At 71.9% G+C, this 25,117-nt stretch carries 20 protein-coding genes; 2 read left to right on the plus strand and 18 right to left on the minus strand.

Annotated features, from left to right (window positions below; all coding sequences use genetic code 11):
- Positions 1 to 29: 29 nt before the first annotated feature.
- From C4J65_RS11860 to C4J65_RS11885, 6 genes are all read right to left on the minus strand, one after another.
- Positions 30 to 1,667, minus strand: coding sequence for a beta-N-acetylhexosaminidase (locus tag C4J65_RS11860; protein WP_115742384.1), 1,638 nt, complete (start codon positions 1,665 to 1,667; stop codon positions 30 to 32).
- A gap of 5 nt (positions 1,668 to 1,672) precedes the next feature.
- Positions 1,673 to 2,518 (minus strand): carbohydrate ABC transporter permease, encoded by an 846-nt coding sequence (locus tag C4J65_RS11865; RefSeq protein ID WP_115742385.1) that lies wholly within the window; start codon positions 2,516 to 2,518, stop codon positions 1,673 to 1,675.
- On the minus strand, positions 2,515 to 3,480 hold the full coding sequence (locus tag C4J65_RS11870; protein WP_205350991.1) for a sugar ABC transporter permease: 966 nt from the start codon (positions 3,478 to 3,480) through the stop codon (positions 2,515 to 2,517). Before C4J65_RS11870 ends, C4J65_RS11865 begins: the two co-directional genes overlap by 4 nt.
- Complete coding sequence (locus tag C4J65_RS11875; RefSeq protein ID WP_115742387.1) at positions 3,477 to 4,775, minus strand: extracellular solute-binding protein; 1,299 nt, start codon at positions 4,773 to 4,775, stop codon at positions 3,477 to 3,479. Before C4J65_RS11875 ends, C4J65_RS11870 begins: the two co-directional genes overlap by 4 nt.
- 250 nt (positions 4,776 to 5,025) lie before the next feature.
- A complete protein-coding gene (locus C4J65_RS11880; RefSeq protein ID WP_030402030.1) occupies positions 5,026 to 5,310 on the minus strand; it encodes a DUF3039 domain-containing protein in 285 nt (94 codons plus the stop codon).
- A gap of 30 nt (positions 5,311 to 5,340) precedes the next feature.
- Entirely contained in the window at positions 5,341 to 5,913 is a 573-nt protein-coding gene (locus tag C4J65_RS11885; protein WP_042826249.1) for a YqgE/AlgH family protein, read from the minus strand.
- A gap of 233 nt (positions 5,914 to 6,146) precedes the next feature.
- Between C4J65_RS11885 and murA the strand changes: the two genes are divergently transcribed.
- Positions 6,147 to 7,493, plus strand: coding sequence for a UDP-N-acetylglucosamine 1-carboxyvinyltransferase (gene murA / locus C4J65_RS11890; protein WP_115742388.1), 1,347 nt, complete (start codon positions 6,147 to 6,149; stop codon positions 7,491 to 7,493).
- A gap of 189 nt (positions 7,494 to 7,682) precedes the next feature.
- Here the strand turns inward: murA and C4J65_RS11895 are convergent, their stop codons facing one another.
- From C4J65_RS11895 to C4J65_RS11920, 6 genes are all read right to left on the minus strand, one after another.
- Positions 7,683 to 7,964 (minus strand): HU family DNA-binding protein, encoded by a 282-nt coding sequence (locus tag C4J65_RS11895; RefSeq protein WP_003950507.1) that lies wholly within the window; start codon positions 7,962 to 7,964, stop codon positions 7,683 to 7,685.
- 353 nt (positions 7,965 to 8,317) lie between these two features.
- Positions 8,318 to 9,733 carry an NAD-dependent malic enzyme gene (locus C4J65_RS11900; RefSeq protein ID WP_115742389.1) on the minus strand — a complete coding sequence of 472 codons (1,416 nt, stop codon included), beginning with the start codon at positions 9,731 to 9,733 and terminating at the stop codon, positions 8,318 to 8,320.
- A gap of 430 nt (positions 9,734 to 10,163) precedes the next feature.
- Positions 10,164 to 12,500: a UvrD-helicase domain-containing protein gene (locus C4J65_RS11905; protein ID WP_162833148.1), complete on the minus strand. Its 2,337-nt coding sequence runs from the start codon at positions 12,498 to 12,500 to the stop codon at positions 10,164 to 10,166.
- A gap of 82 nt (positions 12,501 to 12,582) precedes the next feature.
- The gene (rsuA, locus tag C4J65_RS11910; RefSeq protein ID WP_115742391.1) at positions 12,583 to 13,368 is read right to left on the minus strand and encodes an anti-sigma U factor RsuA; all 786 of its coding nucleotides are present in this window, start codon (positions 13,366 to 13,368) and stop codon (positions 12,583 to 12,585) included.
- Positions 13,369 to 13,427: 59 nt separating this feature from the next.
- Complete coding sequence (locus C4J65_RS11915; RefSeq protein ID WP_007450155.1) at positions 13,428 to 13,952, minus strand: sigma-70 family RNA polymerase sigma factor; 525 nt, start codon at positions 13,950 to 13,952, stop codon at positions 13,428 to 13,430.
- A gap of 184 nt (positions 13,953 to 14,136) precedes the next feature.
- Positions 14,137 to 14,727, minus strand: a complete 591-nt coding sequence (locus tag C4J65_RS11920; protein ID WP_115742392.1) for a CGNR zinc finger domain-containing protein — start codon at positions 14,725 to 14,727, stop codon at positions 14,137 to 14,139.
- A gap of 215 nt (positions 14,728 to 14,942) precedes the next feature.
- Between C4J65_RS11920 and C4J65_RS11925 the strand changes: the two genes are divergently transcribed.
- Positions 14,943 to 15,506, plus strand: coding sequence for an anthrone oxygenase family protein (locus tag C4J65_RS11925; protein ID WP_115746408.1), 564 nt, complete (start codon positions 14,943 to 14,945; stop codon positions 15,504 to 15,506).
- A gap of 644 nt (positions 15,507 to 16,150) precedes the next feature.
- Here the strand turns inward: C4J65_RS11925 and C4J65_RS11930 are convergent.
- The 6 genes from C4J65_RS11930 to C4J65_RS11955 form a co-directional block, all read right to left on the minus strand.
- Positions 16,151 to 17,347, minus strand: a complete 1,197-nt coding sequence (locus C4J65_RS11930; protein WP_115742393.1) for a uroporphyrinogen-III synthase — start codon at positions 17,345 to 17,347, stop codon at positions 16,151 to 16,153.
- 109 nt (positions 17,348 to 17,456) lie between these two features.
- Positions 17,457 to 18,836: a nitrate/nitrite transporter gene (locus C4J65_RS11935; RefSeq protein WP_115742394.1), complete on the minus strand. Its 1,380-nt coding sequence runs from the start codon at positions 18,834 to 18,836 to the stop codon at positions 17,457 to 17,459.
- Between the two features lie 132 nt (positions 18,837 to 18,968).
- Positions 18,969 to 19,916 carry a hypothetical protein gene (locus C4J65_RS11940; protein ID WP_115742395.1) on the minus strand — a complete coding sequence of 316 codons (948 nt, stop codon included), beginning with the start codon at positions 19,914 to 19,916 and terminating at the stop codon, positions 18,969 to 18,971.
- A gap of 113 nt (positions 19,917 to 20,029) precedes the next feature.
- On the minus strand, positions 20,030 to 21,262 hold the full coding sequence (locus C4J65_RS11945) for an acyltransferase (protein ID WP_240330630.1): 1,233 nt from the start codon (positions 21,260 to 21,262) through the stop codon (positions 20,030 to 20,032).
- A gap of 149 nt (positions 21,263 to 21,411) precedes the next feature.
- Positions 21,412 to 23,616, minus strand: coding sequence for a glycosyltransferase (locus C4J65_RS11950; RefSeq protein ID WP_115742396.1), 2,205 nt, complete (start codon positions 23,614 to 23,616; stop codon positions 21,412 to 21,414).
- Positions 23,616 to 24,899 (minus strand): hypothetical protein, encoded by a 1,284-nt coding sequence (locus tag C4J65_RS11955; RefSeq protein WP_162833149.1) that lies wholly within the window; start codon positions 24,897 to 24,899, stop codon positions 23,616 to 23,618. The genes C4J65_RS11950 and C4J65_RS11955 overlap by 1 nt, the downstream gene beginning before the upstream one ends.
- Between the last annotated feature and the right edge of the window lie 218 nt (positions 24,900 to 25,117).

The raw sequence follows: 25,117 nt of genomic DNA on the forward strand, positions 1-25,117 counted from the left end.
CTCCCCAGTGACGTTTAGGGGCGTTTCTCTTACTTGTTCGGCGGCGGCCCGTCCATCGGGCGGCCGAGTACACCGGGGCGCCGCTGCCAGGGCCGCGGGCCGGCCGGCGGGCGGTAGCCGACGCCCAGGGCGTCGAGCCGCCGGTAGTGGGCGGCCATCCGCCGCTCGAAGGCGGCGTAGTCCCGGTCGGCCGGGGCGGGCAGAGCGCTCCAGGCGACCTCGGCGAAGGCGGCGAGCCGCGGGAAGAGCTGGTAGTCCACCCGCTCCTGGTTCTCCGTCACCTCGGTCCACAGGTTCGCCTGGGTGCCGATCACGTGTCCGGACTCCTCCGGGGTCAGTTCCGCCGGAACCGGCTCGAACCGGTAGACGTCCTCCAGGGTGCGTACGAAGGCGATCGGCACGGGTTCGTCCTCGCCGCCGTCCTCCCGGAAGTTCAGGTACACCTGCTGCTCGGGGCACATCACGACGTCGTGCCCCGCGCGCGCGGCGGCGATCCCGCCCGCGTAACCGCGCCAGGAGGACACGGCCGCGCCCTTGGCGAGTCCGCCCTCCAGGATCTCGTCCCAGCCGATGAGCCGGCGACCGCGTTCGGCGAGCCAGGTGTCGAAGTGCTGGATGAACCAGGACTGGAGTTCGTCCTCGTCGGCGAGTCCGAGTTCCGCCATCCGCGTCTGTGCGGTGGCCGAGGCCCGCCACTGGTCCTTGGGGCATTCGTCGCCGCCGACGTGGACGAACTCGGAGGGGAAAAGCTCCAGGAGTTCCTCGAACACGCCCTCGTAGAAGCGCAGCGTGTTCTCGGTGGGGGCGAGGACGTTCGGGGATACGCCCCAGGTGTCCCAGACGGAGAGCGCGGTGGTGTCGATCACATCGGTGTTGCCGAGTTCCGGATACGCCGCGATGGCGGCCTGCGAGTGTCCGGGCACGTCGATTTCGGGGACGACGGTGATGTGCCGTGCGGCCGCGTAGGCGACGATCTCCCGGATGTCCTCCTGCGTGTAGTAGCCGCCGTGGGGTTTGTCCTCCCACAGCGGCGAGGCCCGGTGACCGAATTTCGTGCGGGAGCGCCAGGAGCCGGTCTCGGTGAGCTTCGGGTGGCGTTTGATCTCGATGCGCCAGCCCTGGTCGTCCGTCAGGTGGAAGTGCAGGACGTTGAGTTTGTGGGCGGCCATCAGGTCCAGCTGGCGCAGGACGCCGTCCTTCGGCATGAAGTGCCGGGAGACGTCCAGCATCAGTCCGCGCCAGCCGAAGCGGGGCGCGTCCTCGATGCGGCCCAGCGGCAGCCGCCACCGGCGGCCGGGCAGCGGGGCGCGCCGGAAGGCGTCCGGGCCGAGCAGCTGGCGCAGCGTCTGGGCGCCCCAGAAGAGCCCGGCCGGACCGCCGCCGGTGAGGTGCACGCCCTCCGGCGCGACGTCGAGGTGGTAGCCCTCGTCGGCCAGTTCCCCGTCGAGGGACAGCCGGACGGCGCCGCCGCCATCCCCGCCGGGCGCCAGCGGCAGGCCGGTGGCCGCGCCCAGGGTGGCGCGCAGCCAGCGCTCGGTGTGCTCGGCGCCTGCGCCGGCCACCAGCCGGGTGTCGGGGCCCAGGTCGAAGTAGGCGTCCTGGGCCACCGCGTGCCGCGGCCGGGGAATCACGTCGGTCGCGTCCGTCACGTCCGTAGGGTCCGTCACGTTGTTCAGTCCTTTACCGCTCCGCCGAGGCCGGAGACGAGTCGTCGTTGTACGAGTACGAAGAAGACCAGCACCGGAATCGTCATCACCGTGGACGCGGCCATGACGCCGCCCCAGTCGGGATCGTCCGGCTTGTAGAAGACCAGCAGCGCCATCGGCAGCGTCGACTGGGAGGTGTCACTGATGATGAACGACTTGGCGAACAGGAAGTCGTTCCAGGTCGAGATGAAGGAGAAGACGCTGGTGGCCACAAGACCCGGGAAGACCAGCGGGAAAAGGATCTGCCAGAGAAAGCGGCTCCGGCTCGCCCCGTCGATGTGGGCGGCCTCTTCCAGGGCCTCCGGCACCGCTTTCACGAAGCCCCGCAGCATCCAGATCGCGAAGGGCAGCGAGAAGGCGATGTGGGGCAGGATCAGCGAGCCCAGCGTGTTCAGCTGGCCGAAGTCCCGCATGAGGAAGAACAGCGGGATCGTGAGCGCCTCCACGGGCACCATCTGGGCCACCAGGAACATGATCAGCAGGGTGGTCCGGAAACGGAACCGGAAACGCGTCACCGCGGTCGCCGCGAGGAACGCGATCAACGCCGAGGCGATCACCACGGAGCCTGCCACGATCAGGCTGTTGAGAAAGTAGCGGCCGAATTCCTGCTGCTCGAACACCCGCCGGAAGGAGTCCAGCGAGGGGGTCAGCGTCCAGGGCCGGGGCTCGCTCGACTCGATCTCCCCGGCCGGTTTGAAGGCGCTCAGCACCATCCAGTACAGCGGGAAGGCGACGACCACCGCGATCAGCAGTGCCGAGGTCTCGGCGGCCAGCCGCCACGGACGGCGCACTCGCGCGCGCGGAAGATTCACAGCTCCTCCCCCTGGCGGCGCAGCAGCCGCAGGTAGACCAGCGTCACGGCGAGCAGGATCAGCAGCATGACCACGCCGATCGCGGAGCCCAGGCTGTACTGCGAGGACGCGAAGGCCTTCTGGTAGGCGTAGACGTTGAGGACGAGGTTCTGGCCGGCGATGCCGCCGCCGTTGGTCATGACGTAGATCTGGGTGAAGACCTTGAAGTCCCAGATGACCGACTGGATGGTGACGACCACCAGGATCGGCCGGAGCATCGGCGCGAGCACCGAGCGCCAGATCCGCCACTGCGAGGCCCCGTCCAGCGCGGCGGCCTCAAGGACCTCGGACGGTACGGCCCGGATCCCGGCGTAGACGGTCACCATGACGAACGGGAAGGAGCACCAGACCACTTCGAGCAGCACGAGCAGGAAGGCGCTGTAGCGCCCGTACGTCCAGGAGTGGTCGCCGAGGCCCAGCATCCGGTTGACGGGCCCGAAGTCCGGGTCGAACAGCAGCAGCCACACCGTCGACCCGGTGACCGCCGGGGTGGCCCACGCGCCCAGCCCCGCCAGCATCAACGCCAGCCGAGGCAGGGCCCGCACCCGCGTCAGCAGCACGGCGAGCGCACACCCGACGGCCAGCGTGGACACCACACAGGCGGCCGCGAACACGACGGTGGCGAGCAGCACCCGCCAGAACTCCCCGTCCCCGAAGAGCTCGGCGTAGTTCCCGAACCCCTGGAACGTCGCCGGCTCCCCACCACTGACCTGAGCCTGCGTGTACTCCAGGAACGAGATCAGCCCAAGCTGGTACACGGGGTAGACGAGCAGCCCACCCAGAACGACAAGAGCAGGCGCGAGATATATCCAGGGGGTACTGGAGGAGCCCCGATAGGGGCGCGAGGAACTGCGCGAGGAACCACGACGAACCCGCACCCGCCCACGGACAACGCCCCCCGAGCTCATAGGCGAACCCGTCATCCGGCGGAGCCGAACGCGTCGTCCATCTTCCGAGCCGCGTCCCCGGCGGCAGCGCCCACGTCCTTCTTGCCGCTGACCACCTCCTGGAACATCGTCGGCAGCACCAGCGAGGAGTCGATCGTCGCCCACGCGGGAGAGGCCGGGACGAACTTCGTGCCCGCGGCGAGCGTGTCGACGAACGGCTTCACGAAGGGCTCCTTGGCCGCCACCTGCTGCCGTACGTCCGTGAAGGTCGGCAGGAAGCCCATCGCGTCGAACAGTTCGCCCTGCGCCTGCTTGGACGCGAGCCGCTTCATCAGGTCGACGGCGAGGGTGCGGTGCGAGGTGCTCTTCAGGACGCCGATGTTGTTGCCGCCCGCGAAGGCGGGGGCGATGGAGCCGGGCTCGACGCCGGGCAGCGGCACCACCGCGTACTTGCCCTTCGCCGCGCCGGCCTCCACGGCCTGGTGGCTGAAGTCGCCGCCGATGGCCATGGCCGCCTTGCCCGAGGCGAAGGCGGTGACGGTGTCGTTGCCGCCCATGCCGGCGCACTTGGCGGCGGGGCAGTTGGCGTCCCCGAACAGGGACGTGTACGCCTTGATGCCCTTCTGGGCGGCGGCGCTGTCGATCGCGGAGGCGTACGAGCCGCCCTTGCCGCTGGCGAGTTCGCCGCCGTTGGCCCAGATGAACGGCATCGCGCCGTAGGTGTAGGCGCCGCCGACCGCGATGCCGTAGAGGTCGGGCTTCGCGGCCCGGACCTGCTTCGCGGTGGACGCCAGTTCGGCCAGCGACTTGGGGGGTTCGAGTCCGAGTTCGTCGAAGACGTCGGTGCGGTAGTAGAGGGCGCGGACGCCGACGAAGTAGGGGGCGCCGTAGACCTTTCCGTCCACGGTGACCGACTGACGGGCGGTGGGGTCGGCGTCCTTGGCCTCGTCCCAGGCCGCGAACTCCTCGGATACGTCGGCGAGTCCGCCGTCCTCCACGTAACCGGCGGTGTCGGTGTTGCCGAACTCGATGACGTCGGGGGCGCTCTTCGGGTCGTTGAAGGCGGCCTTGATGCGCTGGGCGCGGGTCTCGACCGGGATGTACTCCACGGTGACCTTCGTGTCCGCGTGCGCCTTCTCGAAGTCGGCGAGGGCCGCGTCGACGACCTTTTCCTTCGGCTTGTTGTTGACCTCCTGGAACAGCCAGACGCGCAGGGTGCCGCTCTTCTCGTCCTTGCCGGAGGAGGAGTTGTCGGACGCCTGGGGTGCGCAGGCCGTCGCGGCGACGACGGCCGCGGCCAGCAGTACGGCAAGGCGGGGGGCGAGCTTCATGGAGTCTTTCCTCCGGGCGTGCGTTGCAACATATGCAATGACGGTTTCGCTCTGCACAACACCCAGGAGCGTAGGGAGACATGAACCTGTCCACAAGAGGTCTGAACCAATTCGTAAACCTCTTTGTTAATCAGCCCGACGCACGAAGGCCCCCGGAGTGCGCGCGGGCACACTCCGGGGGCCTTCGGGAAGATCTGAGGGGTCTGTACGGGCAGCGGCGCCGCTCTCGGCACCTACTGCGTCTCGGCGCCTACTTCTTGTCGCCGCCCTTGCCCTCGTCCCCGCCGCCGCTCATGGACTCGTAGATCTCCTTGCACATGGGGCAGACCGGGTACTTCTTCGGGTCGCGGCCCGGTACCCAGACCTTGCCGCACAGCGCCACGACGGGGGTGCCGTCGAGGGCGCTCGCCATGATCTTGTCCTTCTGGACGTAATGCGCGAAGCGCTCGTGATCGCCGTCGCCGTGGGACGTCTGCGGCGTCGGCTCGACGAGGGTTCCCGTACCTGTCCCGCGCTCGGGCTCGAGAGTGCTCATAACGGCCAAGGGTACTGAAGCTCACACGCTTCAGTTGAGCGACGGGTCGTCCGGATACGTCGCCACCATCGCCAGGTCGCCCCGCTGGCGGCGCAGCACCTCGCGCCAGAGTCTCTCCGGGAACGGCGAGGAGACGTCACCGGGCTCGGACTCGACCACGTACCAGGCGCCCTCGGTCAGCTCGTCCTCCAGCTGGCCGGGCCCCCAGCCCGCGTATCCGGCGAAGATCCGCAGGGCGCCCACGGCGGACGCCAGCAGCTCCGGCGGCGCCTCCAGGTCGACCAGGCCGATGGCGCCGTGCACCCGGCGCCAGCCCAGCGGCGCCCGCTCGCCGGACGCCCCGCCGGGGACGACCGCGACGCCGAGGGCCGAGTCCAGGGACACCGGGCCGCCCTGGAAGACGACGCCCGGCTCACCGGCCAGGTCCGCCCAGTCCTCCAGGATGTCGCCCACGTCGACCGGCGTGGGACGGTTGAGGACGACACCGAGGGAGCCCTCCTCGTCGTGGTCGAGGAGGAGCACCACCGCACGCTCGAAGTTCGGGTCCGCCAGGGCGGGCGTTGCCACGAGCAGCCGCCCCGTGAGCGAGGACACCTCGGTCATGCCAGACATGATCCCGCATGTTCCCCTCCCGTGGGGAGGCAATCGGGGGCACGGGAGTGAACACGCACCCGCGCACGTCCCTCGGTCGTGACCCCCCGTACGCGCCGGTGAACACCGCGTGTTGTGACAAATCCATGACGTTGCCGGACCGTGCGCAGGCGCATGGATGGGGGGTACAAGACGATTACCCTTTCCCTTCTGGCCCCTGCCCAACCCCACGGAACGCGAGATTCATGACCGTCAACGGCGCTGATGACGTACTGCTTGTCCACGGCGGAACCCCGCTGGAGGGCGAGATCCGGGTCCGCGGTGCGAAGAACCTCGTGCCGAAGGCCATGGTGGCGGCCCTGCTGGGCAGTGCGCCGAGCCGGCTGCGCAACGTGCCGGACATCCGCGACGTGCGGGTCGTACGCGGACTGCTGCAACTGCACGGGGTGACCGTCCGTCCGGGCGAGGAGCCCGGCGAGCTGGTGCTCGACCCGACCCACGTGGAGAGCGCGAACGTCGCCGACATCGATGCCCACGCGGGCTCGTCGCGCATCCCGATCCTGTTCTGCGGCCCGCTGCTGCACCGCCTCGGGCACGCCTTCATCCCGGGCCTGGGCGGCTGCGACATCGGCGGCCGGCCCATCGACTTCCACTTCGACGTGCTGCGGCAGTTCGGCGCGAAGATCGAGAAGCGGGCGGACGGCCAGTACCTGGAGGCTCCGCAGCGGCTGCGCGGTACGAAGATCAACCTGCCGTACCCGTCCGTCGGCGCGACCGAGCAGGTGCTGCTGACCGCCGTGCTCGCCGAGGGCGTCACGGAGCTGTCCAACGCGGCCGTGGAGCCGGAGATCGAGGACCTGATCTGCGTCCTGCAGAAAATGGGCGCGATCATCGCCATGGACACCGACCGCACCATCCGCGTCACCGGTGTGGACGAGCTGGGCGGCTACACCCACCGTGCCCTCTCGGACCGCCTGGAGGCCGCCTCCTGGGCCTCCGCGGCACTGGCCACCGAGGGCAACGTCTACGTCCGCGGGGCCCAGCAGCGCTCGATGATGACGTTCCTCAACACCTTCCGGAAGGTGGGCGGCGCCTTCGAGATCGACGACGAGGGCATACGCTTCTGGCACCCGGGCGGCCGGCTGAAGTCCATCGCCCTGGAGACGGACGTGCACCCGGGCTTCCAGACCGACTGGCAGCAGCCCCTGGTGGTGGCGCTGACGCAGGCCACGGGGCTGTCCATCGTCCACGAGACGGTCTACGAGTCCCGGCTGGGCTTCACCTCGGCGCTCAACCAGATGGGCGCTCACATCCAGCTCTACCGCGAGTGCCTGGGCGGTTCCCACTGCCGTTTCGGCCAGCGCAACTTCCTGCACTCGGCCGTCGTCTCCGGGCCGACCAAGCTGGAGGGCGCCGACCTGGTCATCCCCGACCTGCGCGGCGGCTTCTCGTACCTGATCGCCGCCCTCGCGGCCCAGGGCACGTCCCGGGTCCACGGCATCGACCTGATCAACCGCGGCTACGAGAACTTCATGGACAAGCTCGTCGAGCTGGGCGCGAAGGTGGAACTTCCGGGCAAGGCCCTGGGCTGAGGCCCCGTACGCCGGTGGGGCGGTCACCCGGACTCGGGTGACCGCCCCACCGGCGTTGAGTGGAGCGCCCCGCAAGGGGCGCGGGGAACTGCGCGACCAGCCACGAACGACCCGCAGCCGCGAAACGGCCGCATCCCGAACGAACGATCCGCGCAGTCCCCTTCGCTCAAAAGCGGAGCGCCTACGCGCTTACTTGCCCTTGGCGGCTTCCTTGAGCTTGGAGCCCGCCGAGACCTTGACGCTGTAGCCGGCCGGAATCTGGATCGGCTCGCCGGTCTGCGGGTTGCGGGCGGTGCGAGCGGCACGGTGGGTGCGCTCGAAGGTCAGGAAGCCGGGGATGGTGACCTTCTCGTCGCCCTTGGAGACGATGTCGCCGACAACCTCGGCGAAGGCGGCCAGCACGGCGTCGGCGTCCTTGCGGGTCACCTCGGCGCGGTCGGCCAGCGCGGCCACCAGCTCACTGCGGTTCATGTTGTTACTCCCGTGTTCTTCTTGCCGTTGAGGCGTGCCACGCGGCGGAGCCGCATGTTGGGCACAGCGATGCCGATGCTGCCAGGGCCCTCTGACATTCCCCGGACCCGGGTCGGTCGTCAGACCCTCGCGCCCAGGGAGGCATCCTGCCTCCACCTGCGGCGGTAAAGCCAATCCGGCACCCCCAGGAGGTCGTGAGAACACCCTTGGGAGTCACACGCCGAGAGGGCCTGAGCCTTGCGCAACCCTAGAGGGCGATCCGAGGCCCGACATCCCGCGACGCGCCGGAGGGGCGGCCCGCCGTGGTGATCCTCACCACCACGCCACAGGCCGCCTTCCCCCGCCGGGGGAAACTACGCCACCACTCCGGCGGCCTTCGCCGCATCGCGTACGGCGCCCGCGACGGCACCGGCGACCTTGTCGTTGAAGACGCTGGGGATGATGTAGTTCGGGTTGATCTCGTCCTCGGTCACCACGTCCGCGAGGGCGTGTGCGGCCGCAAGCATCATCTCGGTGTTGACGGTGCGGGACTGCGCGTCCAGCAGGCCGCGGAACACGCCCGGGAAGACCAGCACGTTGTTGATCTGGTTCGGGAAGTCCGAGCGGCCGGTGGCGACGACCGCGGCCGTCTCCCGGGCGATCGCCGGGTCCACCTCGGGGTCGGGGTTCGCGAGCGCGAACACGATCGCGCCGTCGGCCATGGCGGCCACGTCCTCGCCGTCCAGGACGTTGGGGGCGGAGACGCCGATGAAGACGTCCGCGCCGTGCACGGCCTCCTTGAGGGTGCCGGTGAGACCCTCGGGGTTGGTGTTGTCGGCGATCCAGCGCAGGGCGGACTCGGGCGCGGCGTCCACCAGGTCGGCGCGGCCCGTGTGCACGACGCCGTGGATGTCGGCGACGACGGCGTTCTTCACCCCGGCGGCGAGCAGCAGCTTGAGGATGGCCGTACCGGCCGCGCCGGCGCCGGACATGACGACCCGTACGTTCTCGATGGGCTTGCCCACCACGCGCAGGGCGTTGGTCAGCGCGGCGAGGACGACGATGGCGGTGCCGTGCTGGTCGTCGTGGAAGACGGGGATGTCCAGGGCCTCGCGCAGCCGGGCCTCGATCTCGAAGCAGCGGGGCGCGGAGATGTCCTCCAGGTTGATGCCGGCGAAGCCCGGGGCGATGGCCTTGACGATCTCGACGATCGCGTCGGTGTCCTGGGTGTCCAGGCAGAGCGGCCAGGCGTCGATGCCGGCGAACCGCTTGAACAGGGCCGCCTTGCCCTCCATCACCGGCAGCGCGGCCTTCGGGCCGATGTTGCCCAGGCCCAGCACGGCGGAGCCGTCCGTCACGACCGCAACGGAATTGCGCTTGATGGTGAGGCGGCGGGCGTCCTCGGGGTTCTCGGCGATCGCCATGCAGACCCGGGCCACACCGGGCGTGTAGACCATGGACAGGTCGTCGCGGTTGCGGATGGGGTGCTTGGACTGCATCTCGATCTTGCCACCGAGGTGCATGAGGAAGGTACGGTCGGAGACCTTGCCCAGGCTGACGCCCTCGATGCCCCGCAGCTGCTCCACGATCTCGTCGGCGTGGGCGGTCGAGCCGGCCGCGATGGTGACGTCGATACGCAGCTTGTCGTGGCCGGAGGCCGTGACGTCGAGGCCGGTGACCGAGCCGCCCGCGGACTCCACCGCCGTGGTGAGCTGCGAGACGGCGGTTCCGCCGGCGGGCACCTCCAGTCGGACCGTCATCGAGTAGGAGACGCTGGGCGCCGTTGCCATGGCCGACTTCCTCTGCTTTCACCGTGTAACTGGGTTGTGCCGTCCGATCGTCGCACCTACCACTGGGTACGCGGTAGCCGCCCCGGATTGCGAACTTTTTGTTCGCTCCGATTTCGGAAAACGACTTCCACCATACGAGAAGTGGCCCGTCGGGGGAAGGGGTCACCGGAAGCGACGGGCGGGACGCGCCCGGGTCGCGCAAGGAACCCGCGGGACGGGAATTGTCTTGCGGGGATCGTTTGTTACCTTGGACGTGGCACCGGCTCGATCCAAGCCCCCGGGCCCAACCTTCGTCGCTACGAGCGACCACTTGCCGCGAGGCGAGCATGGCGGGTCGGTGCCACTTGAACGAGAGCGGAAGGCCCGCGCCGTCGGACGGCGCGGGCCTTTTGCACGTCTGCGGCCGGTCCCCCGGCCCGGCGCCCGGCGCTCAGTCGCGCAGCAGGTCCGGCACCCCCGAGGCGTCCGGCTCGTCCCGTTCGCCCGAGACGACCGTCAGCTGCTGGGTGGCCCGGGTCAGGGCGACGTACAGCACGCGCAGCCCGGCGGGCGACTCGTCGGCGATCTCGGCCGGGGAGACGACCACCGTGGCGTCGTACTCCAGGCCCTTGGCCTCCAGGCTGCCCAGCGCCACCACCCGGTCGCCGAGCCCGTCCAGCCAGCGCCGGGCCTCCTCGCGCCGGTTCATGGCGACGACGACGCCGACGGTGCCGTCGACGAGGTCGAGCAGCCGGGCCGCCTCCGCGCGGACCGTCCGGGCGTGGGAGTCCCGCACCACGGCGAAGCGCGGCTGGACTCCGGTCGAGCGTACGGCCGACGGGGACGGCGAGCCGGGCATGGCCAGCGCCAGGACCTTCGCCGCCAGCTCGGCGATCTCGGCCGGGTTGCGGTAGTTCACGGTCAGCTCGAAGCGGCGGCGCGGGCGGCTGCCGAGGGCCTCGTCACGGGCGGCGGCCGCCTCGTCCGGGTCGGACCAGGAGGACTGGGCCGGGTCGCCGACGACCGTCCAGGTGGCGTGCCGGCCGCGGCGGCCGACCATCCGCCACTGCATGGGGGTGAGGTCCTGCGCCTCGTCGACGATGACGTGCGCGTACTCGGTGCGCTCCTGCGCGAGGCGCTCGGCGCGCTCCCACTGGGTCTCCTCGCGCTGCGGCATCAGCTCCTCCAGGCCGGTGAGCTGGTCCAGCGGGTCCTGCTCGCGCCGCTTGCGGGGGCGGGCCGGGGTGCCGACGATCGCCTGGAGTTCGTCGAGCAGGGCGATGTCGTGCACGGAGTGGCCCTCGCGCCGCAGCGAGCGGGCGACCTTGCGGACCTCGCCCGGATTCAGCACGCGCCGGGCCCAGCGGCCCAGGCGGCGCTCGTCCGCCATGGCGGCCAGCACGGCGCCCGGGGTCAGCTCCGGCCACCAGGCGTCGAGGAAGGCGGTGAAGGAGTCCTCGGAGCTGACGTCCTCGTCGAAGGAGGAGCGCAGTTCGGCGGCCAGCTCGGGGTCGGTGTGCCGGGCCCCGGCGCCCGACCTGTCCCACAGGGCGTCGAGCAGCAGCCGGCGGGCGCGCGGGCGCAGCAGGTTGACGGGCGCGGTGCCGCCGAGGACGGTGCGGCGGATGCCGGCCAGCTCCTCGGCCTCCAGTTCGAGGCGGCGGCCGAAGGCGACGACCCTGAGCAGGGTCGGCGAGTCGGCCGGCTCCAGCGCTCCGCGCGCGGCCCTGCGCAGCACCCGGAGCATGCGGGCGGAGCCCTTGGCGCGGGCGGTGGCCGGGGAGTCGTACAGCGTGGCCTCCGCGCCGGCCGCGTCGTCGGCCAGGGCGCCGATCGCCCGGATGGCGACCTGCCCCTCCTCGCCCAGGGAGGGCAGCACGCCCTCGGTGTACGCCACGAGCAGCGGCGTCGGCGAGACGATCAGGATGCCGCCCGCGTACCGGCGCCGGTCCTGGTAGAGCAGGTAGGCGGCGCGGTGCAGGGCGACGGCGGTCTTGCCGGTGCCGGGGCCGCCCTCGACGTAGGTCACGGAGGCGGCGGGGGCGCGGATCACCTGGTCCTGCTCGGCCTGGATGGAGGCCACGATGTCCCGCATGGAGTGGGTACGGGCCTGGCCGAGGGCGGCCATCAGGGCGCCGTCGCCGACCACGGCCAGCTCCTCGCCGTCCAGCCGGGCGGTGATCTCGGGCCGCATCAGGTCGTCCTCGACGCCGAGGACGCGCCGCCCCTTGGAGCGGATCACCCGGCGGCGCACCACCCGGCCCGGGTCGACCGGCGTGGACCGGTAGAAGGGGGCGGCGGCGGGCGCCCGCCAGTCGATGACGAGCGGCGCGTAGTCCTCGTCCAGGACGCCGATGCGGCCGATGTGCAGGGTCTCGGCGATGTCGGCGGTGCCGTCGGGCCCGAGGGCGCCCTCGGCGGGCTCGACGGCCGTGTACGCGCCGTCCGGGCCCTTCTTGCCGTCCTTGCCGAGGAGCAGGTCGATGCGGCCGAACAGGAAGTCCTCGAACTCGTTGTTCAGGCGGTTGAGGTGGATGCCGGCCCGGAAGACCTGCGCGTCGCGCTCGGCGAGGGCGCCGGGCGTGCCGACGTGGCCGCGCTGGGCGGCGTCGTGCATGAGGAACTCCGCCTCGTGGATCTTCTCCTCGAGGCGCCGGTACACCCGGTCGAGGTGCGCCTGTTCCACGTCGATCTCTCGGTCCCGTACCGAGTCCTCCCGTGCGGAGTCCTTTCGTACGGGCTCGTGCTCCGAGTCGACCGCTGAATCCTGTTGAGCCTGTGCGGCCACCGGGCCCCCTTCTGACGTGCTGGGCAGCCGTCAAAAATACGCGAAGGGGGCCCGGGAAGCTACGGCGCGCCTGCGGCCCGCGCTACGCGTCGACCTCGACGAGCCGCTTCCCGTCGAAGGTCATGACCTCGAAGTGGGAGATCTGGTTGGGTTCGAAGGCGGCGCCGCCGTGCACGTAGAGCGGCTTCTTGGCCTTCTCGGTGGTGGCGCCCGGAATGCCGTACCCCCAGTCGGGGACCGACCAGGAGGTGAGCGTCTCCCGCTCGCCGTTCTTGCCGACGGCGATCAGGGAGCACCTCTGGGGGCCCTTGAGGTTCTTCAGCTCCAGGACCGTTTCGGTGCCCCAGGCCTTCTTCTCCAGGGCCACGGTCGCGCTGACCTGCGTGCCCGGGTCGGTGGCGGTGACCCGGTCCGGCATGGCGGCGAAGGCGGACTCGGCGGGGCTCGCGGCCTGCTGCGTCGCCTCGGCCCTGCGGCCGCCGCCGTCGTCACCGCCGCCCCCGCCGCCCGTGGTCGCCACGGCGGCGAACGGGCCGCCGATGATCAGCGCGGCCGCGGTGCCCACCAGGTAGAAGTTGCGGCGGCGTTTGCTCGCGCGGCGTTCGGCGACCTCGTCGACGAGCTTCTCCGAGAGCCGCGCGCTGGGCTTCACGGCGAGGGACTCGGCGATCACGGGCGTGCCCGTGCCGGGCAGGTCGGCGAGCGCGGCCATCATCGGCTCCATGCCGGCCAGCTCGTCGAGCTGCTGGGCGCACCACTCACAGGTGGCGAGGTGGGCCTCGAAGGCCGTCGCCTCGGCGTCGTCGAGGATCCCGAGGGCATAGGCGCCGACGGTCTCGTGCTCGTTCGGCGCCGGTGATCCCTGCATGGGGACAGAGTTACCCGTGTCCCCCGGGCCGAATCCCTGGACGCCCCCGTACCCGCTCATCACGCCGTCACCCCCCGCTCCTCCAGAGCCAGCTTCATCGAACGCAGGGCGTAGAACACCCGGGAGCGAACGGTGCCGCTGGGTATGCCCAGTGTCTGCGCCGCCTCATTGACGGTACGCCCCTTGAAGTACGTCTCGACGAGGACCTCCCGGTGGGCCGGGGTCAGGTCGTCGAGCGCGTCCGACAGCGTCATCAGCCACAGCGCCTTGTCGATCTCGTCCTCCGCGGGGATGACCTCCAGCGGCGACGGATCGACCTCCTGCGGCCGGGCCTGCCGGCTGCGGTGGCCGTCGATGACGATGCGCCGTGCGACCGTCACCAGCCAGGGGCGTACCGATCCGGTCGCACGGTTGAGCTGACCGGCGTTCTTCCAGGCACGGATGAGCGTCTCCTGGACGACGTCCTCGGCGCGCTGGCGGTCCCCCGCGACCAGCCGCAGCACGTAGGCCAGCAAGGGGCCGGCGTGCTCGCGGTACAGCGCGCGCATCAGCTCCTCGTCGGGTTCCGAGGACGACTGCGACATGCGATGTCGGGCCCTCGCACCACGTTCATTGGCCACGACGGAATCCTTGCGCACGCCCACCTCCGATGTCCGGGGGTTCCCCCAGTCGGTCGCTCGCCCATTCGGTACGGACGCGAAGTGCGGCGTGTTCAAAACGAGATGAGAGATTTCTCGGAGGCGGCGTACGAACGGGGCGCGGGCGGACTTACCGGGACAGCGCGACGCGGCGGCGGTGCCGGGCGACGCGCTCGCGGTTGCCGCAGATCTCGCTGGAGCACCAGCGCCGGCGGCGGCCGCGGGAGGTGTCCACGTACACGATGGGGCAGTTGTCGCCGGCGCACTGCCTGAGGCTCGCCCGCGCGACGGGGTCGGTGAGCAGTTCCACCGCGTCCCGGGCCAGGGCCCCGAGCAGCGCGGCGCACCGCGGCGGCCCGGTCAGCTCCCGCACCAGGGTGCCGTCCTCGCCGGGCACCGCGCGGGGTGCGGGGGGTGCGGCGAGGGCGAGTTCGTTGACGCGGGCGAGGGCGAGTTCGTAGGGGCGGTTGCCGGGTACCGGGCGGCCGCGCACCAAGCGGGAGGTCTCGCCGCGCAGTTCGCGGAAACCGGTCAGCCAGGAGGGGTCGGCGTGGGCCAGCGGGGTGCCGGGCGGGACGAGTCCGGAGCCGGTGATCCAGGCACGCAGGGCGTCGACGGAGTCGAGGCGTTCCGCGGGGTGGGTGGTGACGATGAGGTCCAGACAGATCCGCCCGGTGTCGAACCGCAGCTCGTACGGGTCGGGGGCCGTACCCAGTGCCATGTTCCTGTCACCGCCTAGGGCTTGCCCGCGGAGGCACGGGCCCGGAAAGGGGAGCAGGGAGACCGCGCGCGGACCGTTTGCGGAGCGCTCCCCTCTACAGTGCCTGCCCGCAACCGCGCCCGGAACCCCTCGTACCGCCTCCTCGTGGACGCTCGCGTATGCGCCCGCGCGCCCGGGCCATGTCCGGCGCGGCGCGGCACCCGTTCACTGGACGCATGACAGACAGCAACGGGGAACGGCGGGCCTCCGCCGCCGACGGAGTACTGGTCGCGGCCACGGTCGCCGCGGGACTGATGGCCGGGGCCTTCTACGTCTTCGCCTGCGCCGTGATGCCGGCGCTGGCGCGCAGCGAGGACCAGGTGTACGTCGACGTGATGCGCGACATCAACGACGTGATCCAGAACCCGGTGTTCCTGCTGGTCTTCATGGGCGCACTCGCCCTCGCGGGCCTCGCGGGGTGGCAGTCGCGCGGGCTGCCGGGCCGCTGGTGGATCTGGGCGGGCGCGACGGCGTACGCGCTCGCGTTCCTGGTCACCGTGGCCGGCAACGTCCCCCTCAACGACGCCCTGGCCCGCCCCGGCGACCCGGCGGCGCTGCGCGAGCGGTTCGAGGACCCGTGGGTGGCCTGGAACGTCGTACGCGCCGTGCTCTCGACGCTGGCGACGGCCTGCCTCGCCGCCGGGCTGACGACACGGGGACGACGACCGGCGCAGTCCGCGCCCCGGATGCCCCAGCGGCCCACGGCGCCCCACGGGGCACCCCACCCGACCGGCCACTGAGCACCGAGCCCCCACCAACACCTCACGGGCGCGCCGCCGCGGCCTCCCCGACCGCGGGCCCCGACGGCACCCGACCACCGACGCGGCCCGGCACCCCGGACACCACAACACCCCACGGAACAGCCCACCCGGTCGGCAGCAACGTCCGGGACCCGACCGACACCTCACGGGCGCGCCTCCACAGCCTCCCCGACCGCGGGCCCCGACGGCACCCGACCACCGACGCGGCCCAGCACCCCGGACACCACGACACCCCACGGAACAGCCCACCCGGTCGGCAGCAACGTCCGGGACCCGACCGACACCTCACGGGCGCGCCGCCACGGCCTCCCCGACCGCGGGCCCCGACGGCACCCGACCACCGACGCGGCCCAGCACCCCGGACACCACGACACCCCACGGGACAGCCCACCCGGTCGGCCGCAACGTCCGGGACCCGACCGACACCTCACGGGCTCGCCGCCACGGCCTCCCCGCCGCAGGCCCGACGGCACCCGACCACCGACGCGGCCCGGCACCCCGGACACCACAACACCCCACGGGACAGCCCACCCGGTCGGCCGCGTCGTCCGGGACCCGGCACCGCGCATCACCGCCCACGTTCAGTCCACGCCACCGGGACCGGCGCGCGTGCCGCGCGGGGCTCAGTCGGTGGTGTACTTGGCGTCCGTGGCCGGGTCCAGGGCGAGGCGGTAGCCGCGTTTGACCACCGTCTGGATCAGCTTCGGGGTGCCGAGGGACGTGCGCAGGCGGGCCATGGCCGTCTCGACGGCGTGTTCGTCGCGGCCGGTGCCCGGCAGGGCGCGCAGCAGCTCGGCGCGGGGCACGACCCAGCCGGGCCGCCGGGCGAGGGCACGCAGCAGGGACATGCCGGCGGGCGGCACGGTCCGCAGCTCCCCGTCGACGAGCACCGCGTGGCCGCGGATCTCCAGCCGGTGCCCGGCGACGGGCAGGGCACGGGCGCGGGCCGGCAGTTCCTGGCACAGCAACTGGACGAGGGGCCCGAGCCGGAAGCGCTCGGGCTGGACCGTGTCGACGCCGTGCGCCTGGAGCGGCACCGCGGTGACCGGCCCGACGCAGGCGGGCAGCACGTCGTGGCCGAACGCGGCGAGCAGCTCCGGCAGCAGCCCCCGCTCTTCGGCCCGGCCGAGCAGGGACACCGCGGCGGGCGCGCTGGTGAAGGTCACGGCGTCCACGCCCCGCGACACCGCGGCGTCCAGCAGCCGGTCCACCGGACCGAGGTCCTCCGGCGGCAGCCACCGGTACACGGGCACGCCCACCACCTCGGCCCCGGCCTCCCGCAGCGCCTCCACGAACCCCGGCAGCGGCTCGCCGTGCAGTTGTACGGCGATCCGGCGGCCCGCCACGCCCTGTTCCAGGAGCCGGTCCAGGACCTCGGCCATGGACTCCGAGGCGGGTGACCACCGTTCGGTCAGTCCGGCGGCCCGTACCGCGCCCTTGACCTTGGGTCCGCGCGCCAGCAGTTCCACCGTGCGCAGCCGCTCCAGCAGGACGTCGCCGAGCCCCCAGCCGTCGGCGGCCTCGACCCAGCCCCGGAACCCGATGGCGGTGGTGGCGACGACGACGTCGGGCGCCCGGTCGACGATCCGCTTGGTCGCGGCCATCAGCTCGCCGTCGTCGGCCAGCGGCACGATCCGCAGCGCCGGTGCGTGCAGCACGGTGGCCCCGCGCCGCCCGAGCAGCGCGCCCAGTTCGTCGGCCCGGCGGGCGGCGGTCACGCCCACGGTGAACCCGGCCAGGGGCCGGTGGCCGGGCCGCCGCACCTCGTCGCCCGCGCCGTCGCTGTCGCCCACGTCGCTCACGTCGCTCACGTCGTCCATCGCTCGCCGCGCTCCGATCCGTTCACACCCACGTGCACAGTCACGTGGCGACCGAGCCTGTCAACCGTGCGTGACGGGCTCGGTTCCGCCTCATGTCACCAGTGTTACGTCACACCTCGGCACGGCTGAGCTCGGCCTGCGCCCTCTCCGGGCCCGCCGTGTCGTCCGGGCCGGCCGTGTCGTCCGGTGCCCGTACGGCCGGTCGGCGAAGGTATACCGCCCAGGTGACGGCGAGACACATGGCGTAGAAGGCGAGGAAGGCGACGAAGGCGCCGGTGCCCGAGCCGAAGGACAGGAAGGACTGCCGGAAGGCGAGGTTGATGGCGACGCCGCCGAGCGCGCCCACCGCGCCGATCAGCCCCATGGAGGCCCCGGAGAGCCGCCGCCCGTACGCCACCGCGGCCTCCCCCCGCAGCCCCTTGGCCAGCGCCTTGTTCTGGAAGATCCCGGGGATCATCTTGAACGTCGACCCGTTCCCGAGCCCGCTGAGCGCGAACAGCACCACGAACACGGCCACGAACAGCACCAGCGACTTCGCCATGCCGGCTGCGACCAGGACGGCCGTGGCGGCGGCCATGGCGACGAAGTTCCACAGGGTGATCCGCGCGCCGCCGTACCGGTCGGCGAGCCTGCCGCCCACCGGACGGATCAGGGAGCCGAGCAGCGGACCGATGAAGGTCAGGTACGCCGCCTGGAGCGGGGTCCGCCCGAACTGGCTCTGGAGCACCTGCCCGAAGGCGAAGCTGTAGCCGATGAACGAACCGAACGTGCCGACGTACAGCACGGACATGATCCAGGTGTGGGCGTCCCGCGCGGCGTCCTTGGCGGCCCCGGTGTCGTTGCGCACGGAGGCGAGGTTGTCCATGAAGCACGCGGCGAGCACCGCGGCCACCAGGATCAGCGGCAGGTAGATGCCGAGCAGCACCCGCGGCCCGCCGCTCGCGCCGATGATCGCGAGCGCGGCCAGCTGGATGACGGGCACGCCGATGTTGCCGCCCCCGGCGTTGAGACCGAGCGCCCAGCCCTTCTTCCTGAGCGGGAAGAAGGCGTTGATGTTGGTCATGGAGGAGGCGAAGTTGCCGCCGCCGATCCCGGCCAGCATCCCGACCAGCAGGAAGGTCGAGAAGGACGTCCCCGGCTCCATGACGGCGAAGGCCGCGGCGGTCGGCACGAGCAGCAGACCGGCGGAGACGATCGTCCAGTTCCGTCCGCCGAAGACCGCGACGGCGAAGGTGTACGGCACCCGCACCACGGCCCCGACGAGCGTCACCACGGACGTCAGCAGGAACTTGTCGGCCGGTGTCAGCCCGTACTCCGGGCCCATGAAGAGCACCAGCACGGACCACATCGTCCAGACGGAGAACCCGATGTGCTCGGAGAGGACGGAGAAGAACAGGTTCCGCCGGGCGGTCCGTTCCCCCGTCCGTTTCCAGAAGGTCTCGTCCTCGGGATCCCAGTGCGCGATCCAGCGGCCGCCAGGGACTGTCATGACGCCTCCACGGTGCTCCACAGCTCGGTGGCACCGACGCTAGGCAGGACGCGTTTCGGGCCGGTGGGGCTGTGGATGACCGGGAGGGAACGTCGCTCTCACCCGGCACGGGCGCGGGGTGAGAGATCGCGGTCAGCCCTGCGGAGGCCGGGGGTGCCAGTGCGGGTTCTGCTGCGGGTGGCCCTGCGGCGGGTACGGCTGCTGCGGTTGCGGCGGTGCGTACGGCTGCTGCTGGGGCTGGGCGTACGGCTGCGGGGGCTGCTGCGGCGGGTACGGCTGCTGGGTCTGCGGGGGCGCGTAGGGCTGCTGGGCCTGCGGAGCCGTGTAGGGCTGGGCCTGCGGAGCCGGCTGCGGGGCGTACGGCTGCTGGACCTGCTGCGGCCCGCCGTACGGCTGCTGCTGCGGCGGCTGGGCGGCGTACTGGCCGGGGGCCTGCTGTCCGTAGCCGCCGGGCACGGCACCGAACGGGTTCCCGTGCCCCGGCAGCTGCCCGCCGGGCGGCAGGTACCGCACCCGTCCCGCCTCGTCCGCCATCGGCACGAACCCGGCGGCCTGCAGCCGGGCCGCGAACTTGGCGTTGCGCTTGCGGGTGACGAGGAAGCCGATGCCCAGGGCCGCCATGAGGACCAGCCAGATGATCCCGGAGAGGACGAAGTCGTCGGACGAACCGCCCTCGCGGTAGGCGATGGCCACACAGGCGGCGGTGCCGCCGAGCGCGCCGTAGCCCATGTTCTTCTGGGCGTTCTTGCCGGTGAGGTCGAAGTTGATGCGCGCCTTGAGGAGTTCGAAGGCGTCCGGCACGAGCGGTGGCAGCGACACGCCGTCGCCGGCGTTCGGGTACTGCGCCCAGTTCTGCGCGGCCCGGGTGCGGGCCTGCGGGCTCGGGTCGGGGACGAGCAGCATGGTGAGCGCGGCGTTGTTCCCCCCGCTCTGGCGCACGTCGGCGTATTCGTACCCGAACTGCTGGGCGACGAAGGCGAGCTTGGCGAGCTTCTTCACCGAGGACATCCGGCTGGTGAGCTGGACCGGCTCCCCGCTCGCCATCAACTCCAGCATCTTCTGCGTCTGTCGCTTGCTCATCCCGCTGCTCCCCCTGACCGGCTCACGCCACCCTCTTCACTCGCGCAACCGGGGCAGTCTCGCACGGGGGGCCGACACACGTCAGCCCCGGTGCACGTCAGCCCCGGTGCGCGTCAGCCCCGGTGCGCGGCGCGGGCCCTGGGCTGCTTCGGTGCCGTGCGCTGCCCGCCGTCCGGCCACAGCTGGGGACTGCGCTTGGCCGCCACGTCCTCCATCCAGCCGAACCAGACGATGCAGCTCCCGATGAGCAGCCAGGCGATGGCCAGGACCGGCCAGGGGCTCTCCAGCAGCCACGGGACGTTCTCGTACATGACCTCGAAGCCCCACAGCTGGTCCCAGAGCGTGGCCGCGATCAGGATGCAGACGTTGTGCCACAGGTAGATCGTCACCGCGCGCGAGTTGAGCAGGGTGATCAGCCGGTCCCAGCGGCGCAGCCGGCGCGGCCACTCGGTCCACGACGGGCTGACGTGCAGGAGCAGCAGCACCGTGGCGAAGGACCAGACGGCCTGCGCGAAGGGGATGGAGTCCAGGTCGTACCCGGTCTTGAAGCCCTCCCGGAAGGCGTACCACAGGCCCAGCGCGGCGATCACCGGGGCCACCGAGGGCACGACGTAGCGCGGCAGCCGTTTCAGGACGCCTTCCTGGTGGGCCATGCCGAGGATCCAGCAGGCCCCGAAGGTGCTGAAGTCGGTGAGCGCGGACGGGAAGCGCTCGCCCGGCAGGTTCAGGTAGCCGAACTGGAAGGCGGCCGACAGGGCGAGGGGCGCGAGGATCGTCAGCCACGGCAGGGCACGCAGCGCGCGCAGCAGGACCGGGGAGAGCAGCACGTACCAGAGGTAGGCGCGGATGTACCACAGCGGCCCGCCGAGTTCCGCGGCCCAGTCCTCGCCCAGGATGCCGTGGATGCCCGGCACGCTCTCGGCGAACGGCGGGTCGCTCAGCGGCAGGACCCAGTAGAGGAGGTGGAACCACCACCAGCCCGGGTGTCCGTCCTCGTTCGGCCCCCAGCCCTGCAGCAGCATGCCGGTCACGCCCACGGCGCCCAGCAGCCACAGCGGCGGCAGCAGACGGCGCATGCGGCTGCGGACCACCTGGACGGCCGGCCGCTTGAGACTGCGGGCCATCAGGTTTCCCGCGAGGGCGAACATGACGCCCATGGACGGGAACACCACCGGCAGCCAGGCCCAGCCCATCAGGTGGTAGAGGACCACCCGGAAGAGGGCGACCGCCCGCAGCAGGTCGAAGTACCGGTCGCGCACGGGGCCGCGCCGGGCCTGCTTCTGCTGGGGCACCACCGGTACGGCGGCGTCCGTGCCCACGGGCGGGTGGAGGGGTGGTGCGGTCATGTGCGGGGCGCTCCGGGTGGGGGCGGGCGTGGCCGGGAAGGGCGTGGCCGGGCCGGGTGCGGGTGTCGGACCGGACACCGGGATCGGACCGGGTACGGGGATCGGACCGGGTACGGGGGTCGGTCGCGTCGGGTCGTACGGCGGGGTGGTCATCCGACCGGCCTCCCGTCCATGGCGCCGGACCGCCGCTGGGGCGGCACGCCGTCGCCGCCGGGCGGCGGTGCGGACACGCCGCCGCTGCGCCGCAGCTTCTGCCAGCGCAGCCGGCCGCCGGTGAGCGCGGTGATCCAGGACTGGAGCAGCACCACGTACATGATCTGGCGGTACAGGATCTGCTGGAGGGGCAGGGAGATGAGCGGGGTCAGCTTCTCCCGGTCGAGCCGGAAGGCGTACGCCGCGCACACCGCCTGGATGGCCAGGACGCCCAGCCACGCCACGATCGTCTTCTCGGTCGGGCCGAAGACGAGGCCGTAGAGCAGGAAGACGTCGATCAGCGGGGCGAGCAGCGGGGCCAGGACCATGAACAGCGAGACGAAGGGCAGGCCCACCCGGCCGAAGCGGCCCGAGGGACCCTTCTCGATCACCGCGCGGCGGTGCTTCCAGATGGCCTGCATGGTGCCGTACGACCAGCGGTAGCGCTGGGACCACAGCTGGCTGACGGACTCCGGGGCCTCGGTCCAGGCGCGGGCGTTCTCGGCGTAGACCACCCGCCAGCCGGCGCGGTGCAGCGCCATGGTGACGTCGGTGTCCTCGGCGAGCGTGTCGTCGCTCATGCCGCCGATGGGCTCCAGGGCGGAACGGCGGAAGGCGCCGACCGCTCCGGGGATGGTCGGCATGCAGCCGAGGACGTCGTACATCCGGCGGTCCAGGTTGAAGCCCATCACGTACTCGATGTGCTGCCAGGCGCCGATGAGGCTGTCCTTGTTGCCGACCTTCGCGTTGCCCGCCACGGCGCCCACCTTCGGGTCGCCGAAGGGCTGGACGAGTTCGCGGACGGTGGAGGGCTCGAAGACGGTGTCGCCGTCCATCATCACGACGATGTCGTAACGGGCGTTGGTCAGGCCCCGGTTGAGCGCGGCGGGCTTGCCCGCGTTGAGCTGCCGGATCACCCGGACATTGGGCAGGCCGAGCCCCTCCACGATCCGGGCGGTGCCGTCGCTGGAGCCGTCGTCGATGACGACGACCTCGATCGGGTGATCGCTCGCCATGAGGGAACGCACCGTGTTCTCGATGCACTTGGCCTCGTTGTACGCCGGGACCAGCACCGTGACGGGTTCGGTGACCGCCGGTCCCCAGCGGAAGCGCCGGCGGCGGACCCGGCGGGCGTGGACGCCGGACAGGAGGAGCATCAGCACGAAGCGTGCGATGACCAGCGTGCCGATGACCGCCAGGCCCACCACCAGGACGTCGGTGAGCTTCTCCGAGGCCTGGACCAGGAAGACCCACGCCCTGCCCTTCCAGAGTTCGGCGCCGGTCACCGGGCTCATGGCACTGGGCACGTCCAGGGCCTCGGTGAGGTTGTCGAACTCGTAGCCCTTCTTCTTCAGGTCGGGCAGGAACCTGTCCAGGGCCTGCACGGTCTGGTGGCGGTCGCCGCCGGAGTCGTGCATCAGGACGATGGCGCCCTTGCCGCCGTGCGGGGTGGCGCGGCGGATGATCTCGTCGACGCCGGGCTTCTTCCAGTCCTCGCTGTCGGTGTTGTTGACGACGGTGATGTAGCCGCGGCTGCCGATGTACTCGGTGACCGGCCAGGACTTGTTGTCCATGGCGTCGGCGAAGGAGGAGTACGGGGGCCGGAACAGCGAGGTCCGCACCCCGGCCGCGCCGGTGATCGCCAGCTGGTTCTGCGACAGCTCCCAGTCGATGCGTTTCTTGGACTGGAAGGAGAGGTCGGGGTGGTTGAAGGTGTGCAGGCCCACCTCGTGGCCCTCGTCGACCATGCGCTGGACGAGGTCCGGGTAGCGGGAGGCCATGGTGCCGGTGACGAAGAAGACCGCGTGCGCGTCGTGCTTCTTCAGCACGTCCAGCACGCGCGGCGTCCAGGTCGGGTCCGGGCCGTCGTCGAAGGTGAGGACCAGCCGGTGGTCGGGCACGCTCAGGCTCTCGGTGCGGCCGCCGCGCACGTCGATGACCGGGCCGCCCTCGATGATCTTCTCGGGCACGTCGGTGGTCGCGGCGGGCGGCTGGACACGGTGGTCGGCGAGGATCTCGCTGTGCACGTATCCGCGCAGCATGAGCATCGCCACCAGGGCGACCAGAACGAGCAGGGGAAGCAGCAGGCGCAAGGGCAGGCGACGGCGGGAGCCCTCACGGGCGCTGCGCGCGGCCCCGTGACGGCGGGTGCGGGTTGCCATCAGAGGGTGTTCTCCGGGGACAGGGAAAGGGAGCGGGACGTGGAGGTGTCGGCGGCCGGCTCGGCGACCACGACGGGCGCGCCGGCCGGACCCGCGACGGGGTCCGGACCGCCCGCGCCGTTGGCGTTGGTGCCACCCGCACCCGGGTCGGTGTCCGTGGTGGAGCCGCCGGTGGGCTGGGTCGGGCCGACGGAGGGGTCGCCGTCGCCGGTGGGGGCCGACGGATCGGTGCCGGTGGACGGCGACACCTCGGTGGACTGGGTCGGGCCGGGGCCGGTCGCGCCGGAGCCGCCCGGGTTCTGGCCGCTGCCGGTCGCGGAGGACTCGGGGTCGGCGCTCGTTCCGGGCTGCCCCGTGCTGCCGCCCGCCACGCCGGACGTACCGGACGCGGGTGCCTCGACGCCCGGTTCGGTCGTCACGCCGGCGTCGGCCGAGGGAGTGGCCTGCGGGGTGGTGGCGTTGCCGGTGCCGGAGGGCTGCACCGACTCCGAGGGCGGCGGGGTGGTGTCGACCTGGCCGGCCGGTGCGCCCTCCTCCTGGCCGGGTACGGGCATCCAGGGCGCGTCGGAGTTGCCGGAGAGCAGCGTGGAGACGATGACGACGGCGTAGACCGCGCAGGCGACGGCGACCAGGATGCCCAGGCGGCGGTAAAGGCGGTTGCGGCGGCCGGACGCGTCCACGAAGACGGGCCCGTCGGAGGCCTCCGGGCCGCGCTTGCGGTGCCCGGAGTCGGCCCGCAGGAGCACGCCGTCGCCCAGGTGGACGGCGTCGAGCTGGACGGTGACCTCGTGCGGGTCGTGGGTGTGCCCGGCGGCGGCGGTGCCCGCGTCGCCGTCCGTGTCCGGCGTCTCCTGCCAGGGGTCGCGGAGTGCGGCGGTGGCGGGGCCGGGGGGTGGAGGCACGGGAAGCGGGGCGGGTGCGGGTGCCTGTGCGGGTGCCTGTGCGGGGAAGGCGCGGGTCGGCGCGACCGGGGTGGCGGGACCGGCCGCCGGGAGGACGTCCGTCCGGTCGGGGTCCGGGCCGGTGCCGGTGCCGGTGCCGGTGCCGGTGCCGCGAGGGTGGCCGGTTCCGGGCGCCGGGGCGGCGTTGTCGCGGTTCGCCCCGGCCGGGTCGGTTCTGCCCCAGGTTATCCGCCCCTGGCCCAGCGGGTCCGGGCCCTGCGCGCGCGGAGTACGGCCGCCTATTCGGGAACCGAGGATCTGCGTCCGGTCGGCGTCGGAACTCCCGCGGTCACGCGGGCTCTCACCGGACTCGCCGAACCACCCCGGACCCGACGCGGTCATCGGGGGTCCCCCGGCCGGCGGGACGGCCCGGGTTGGAGGCAGCACCTCGGTGGCGTCAGCATCTCGTTCAGCCTCCGAGAGATCACGAGCCCCGGACTCGACCTCGGGCCACTCCGGTTGGGCGTCTTTTTGCCAATTCTTCACGCGTGCGCACTTCCCCCCACGGAACACTTCCGGGTGCGCACACGACTCCGAGCACTCGTCGGCCGAACCGGCCC

The sequence above is a fragment of the Streptomyces sp. CB09001 genome, assembly GCF_003369795.1.
GTDB lineage: Bacteria > Actinomycetota > Actinomycetes > Streptomycetales > Streptomycetaceae > Streptomyces.

What these genes read in the sequence shown, in the direction of transcription:
- C4J65_RS11880 (WP_030402030.1), bottom strand. Translation starts at nt 5,310, where the DNA reads ATGAGCACTCTCGAGCCCGAGCGCGGGACAGGTACGGGAACCCTCGTC.
- C4J65_RS11955 (WP_162833149.1), bottom strand. Translation starts at nt 24,899, where the DNA reads ATGACCGCGTCGGGTCCGGGGTGGTTCGGCGAGTCCGGTGAGAGCCCG.
- C4J65_RS11900 (WP_115742389.1), bottom strand. Translation starts at nt 9,733, where the DNA reads ATGGCAACGGCGCCCAGCGTCTCCTACTCGATGACGGTCCGACTGGAG.
- C4J65_RS11870 (WP_205350991.1), bottom strand. Translation starts at nt 3,480, where the DNA reads ATGACGGGTTCGCCTATGAGCTCGGGGGGCGTTGTCCGTGGGCGGGTG.
- C4J65_RS11885 (WP_042826249.1), bottom strand. Translation starts at nt 5,913, where the DNA reads ATGACCGAGGTGTCCTCGCTCACGGGGCGGCTGCTCGTGGCAACGCCC.
- C4J65_RS11920 (WP_115742392.1), bottom strand. Translation starts at nt 14,727, where the DNA reads ATGGCACTGGGTACGGCCCCCGACCCGTACGAGCTGCGGTTCGACACC.
- C4J65_RS11915 (WP_007450155.1), bottom strand. Translation starts at nt 13,952, where the DNA reads ATGTCGCAGTCGTCCTCGGAACCCGACGAGGAGCTGATGCGCGCGCTG.
- C4J65_RS11925 (WP_115746408.1), top strand. Translation starts at nt 14,943, where the DNA reads ATGACAGACAGCAACGGGGAACGGCGGGCCTCCGCCGCCGACGGAGTA.
- C4J65_RS11930 (WP_115742393.1), bottom strand. Translation starts at nt 17,347, where the DNA reads ATGGACGACGTGAGCGACGTGAGCGACGTGGGCGACAGCGACGGCGCG.
- rsuA (WP_115742391.1), bottom strand. Translation starts at nt 13,368, where the DNA reads ATGCAGGGATCACCGGCGCCGAACGAGCACGAGACCGTCGGCGCCTAT.
- C4J65_RS11895 (WP_003950507.1), bottom strand. Translation starts at nt 7,964, where the DNA reads ATGAACCGCAGTGAGCTGGTGGCCGCGCTGGCCGACCGCGCCGAGGTG.
- C4J65_RS11875 (WP_115742387.1), bottom strand. Translation starts at nt 4,775, where the DNA reads ATGAAGCTCGCCCCCCGCCTTGCCGTACTGCTGGCCGCGGCCGTCGTC.
- C4J65_RS11940 (WP_115742395.1), bottom strand. Translation starts at nt 19,916, where the DNA reads ATGAGCAAGCGACAGACGCAGAAGATGCTGGAGTTGATGGCGAGCGGG.
- C4J65_RS11945 (WP_240330630.1), bottom strand. Translation starts at nt 21,262, where the DNA reads ATGACCGCACCACCCCTCCACCCGCCCGTGGGCACGGACGCCGCCGTA.
- C4J65_RS11935 (WP_115742394.1), bottom strand. Translation starts at nt 18,836, where the DNA reads ATGACAGTCCCTGGCGGCCGCTGGATCGCGCACTGGGATCCCGAGGAC.
- C4J65_RS11950 (WP_115742396.1), bottom strand. Translation starts at nt 23,616, where the DNA reads ATGGCAACCCGCACCCGCCGTCACGGGGCCGCGCGCAGCGCCCGTGAG.
- murA (WP_115742388.1), top strand. Translation starts at nt 6,147, where the DNA reads ATGACCGTCAACGGCGCTGATGACGTACTGCTTGTCCACGGCGGAACC.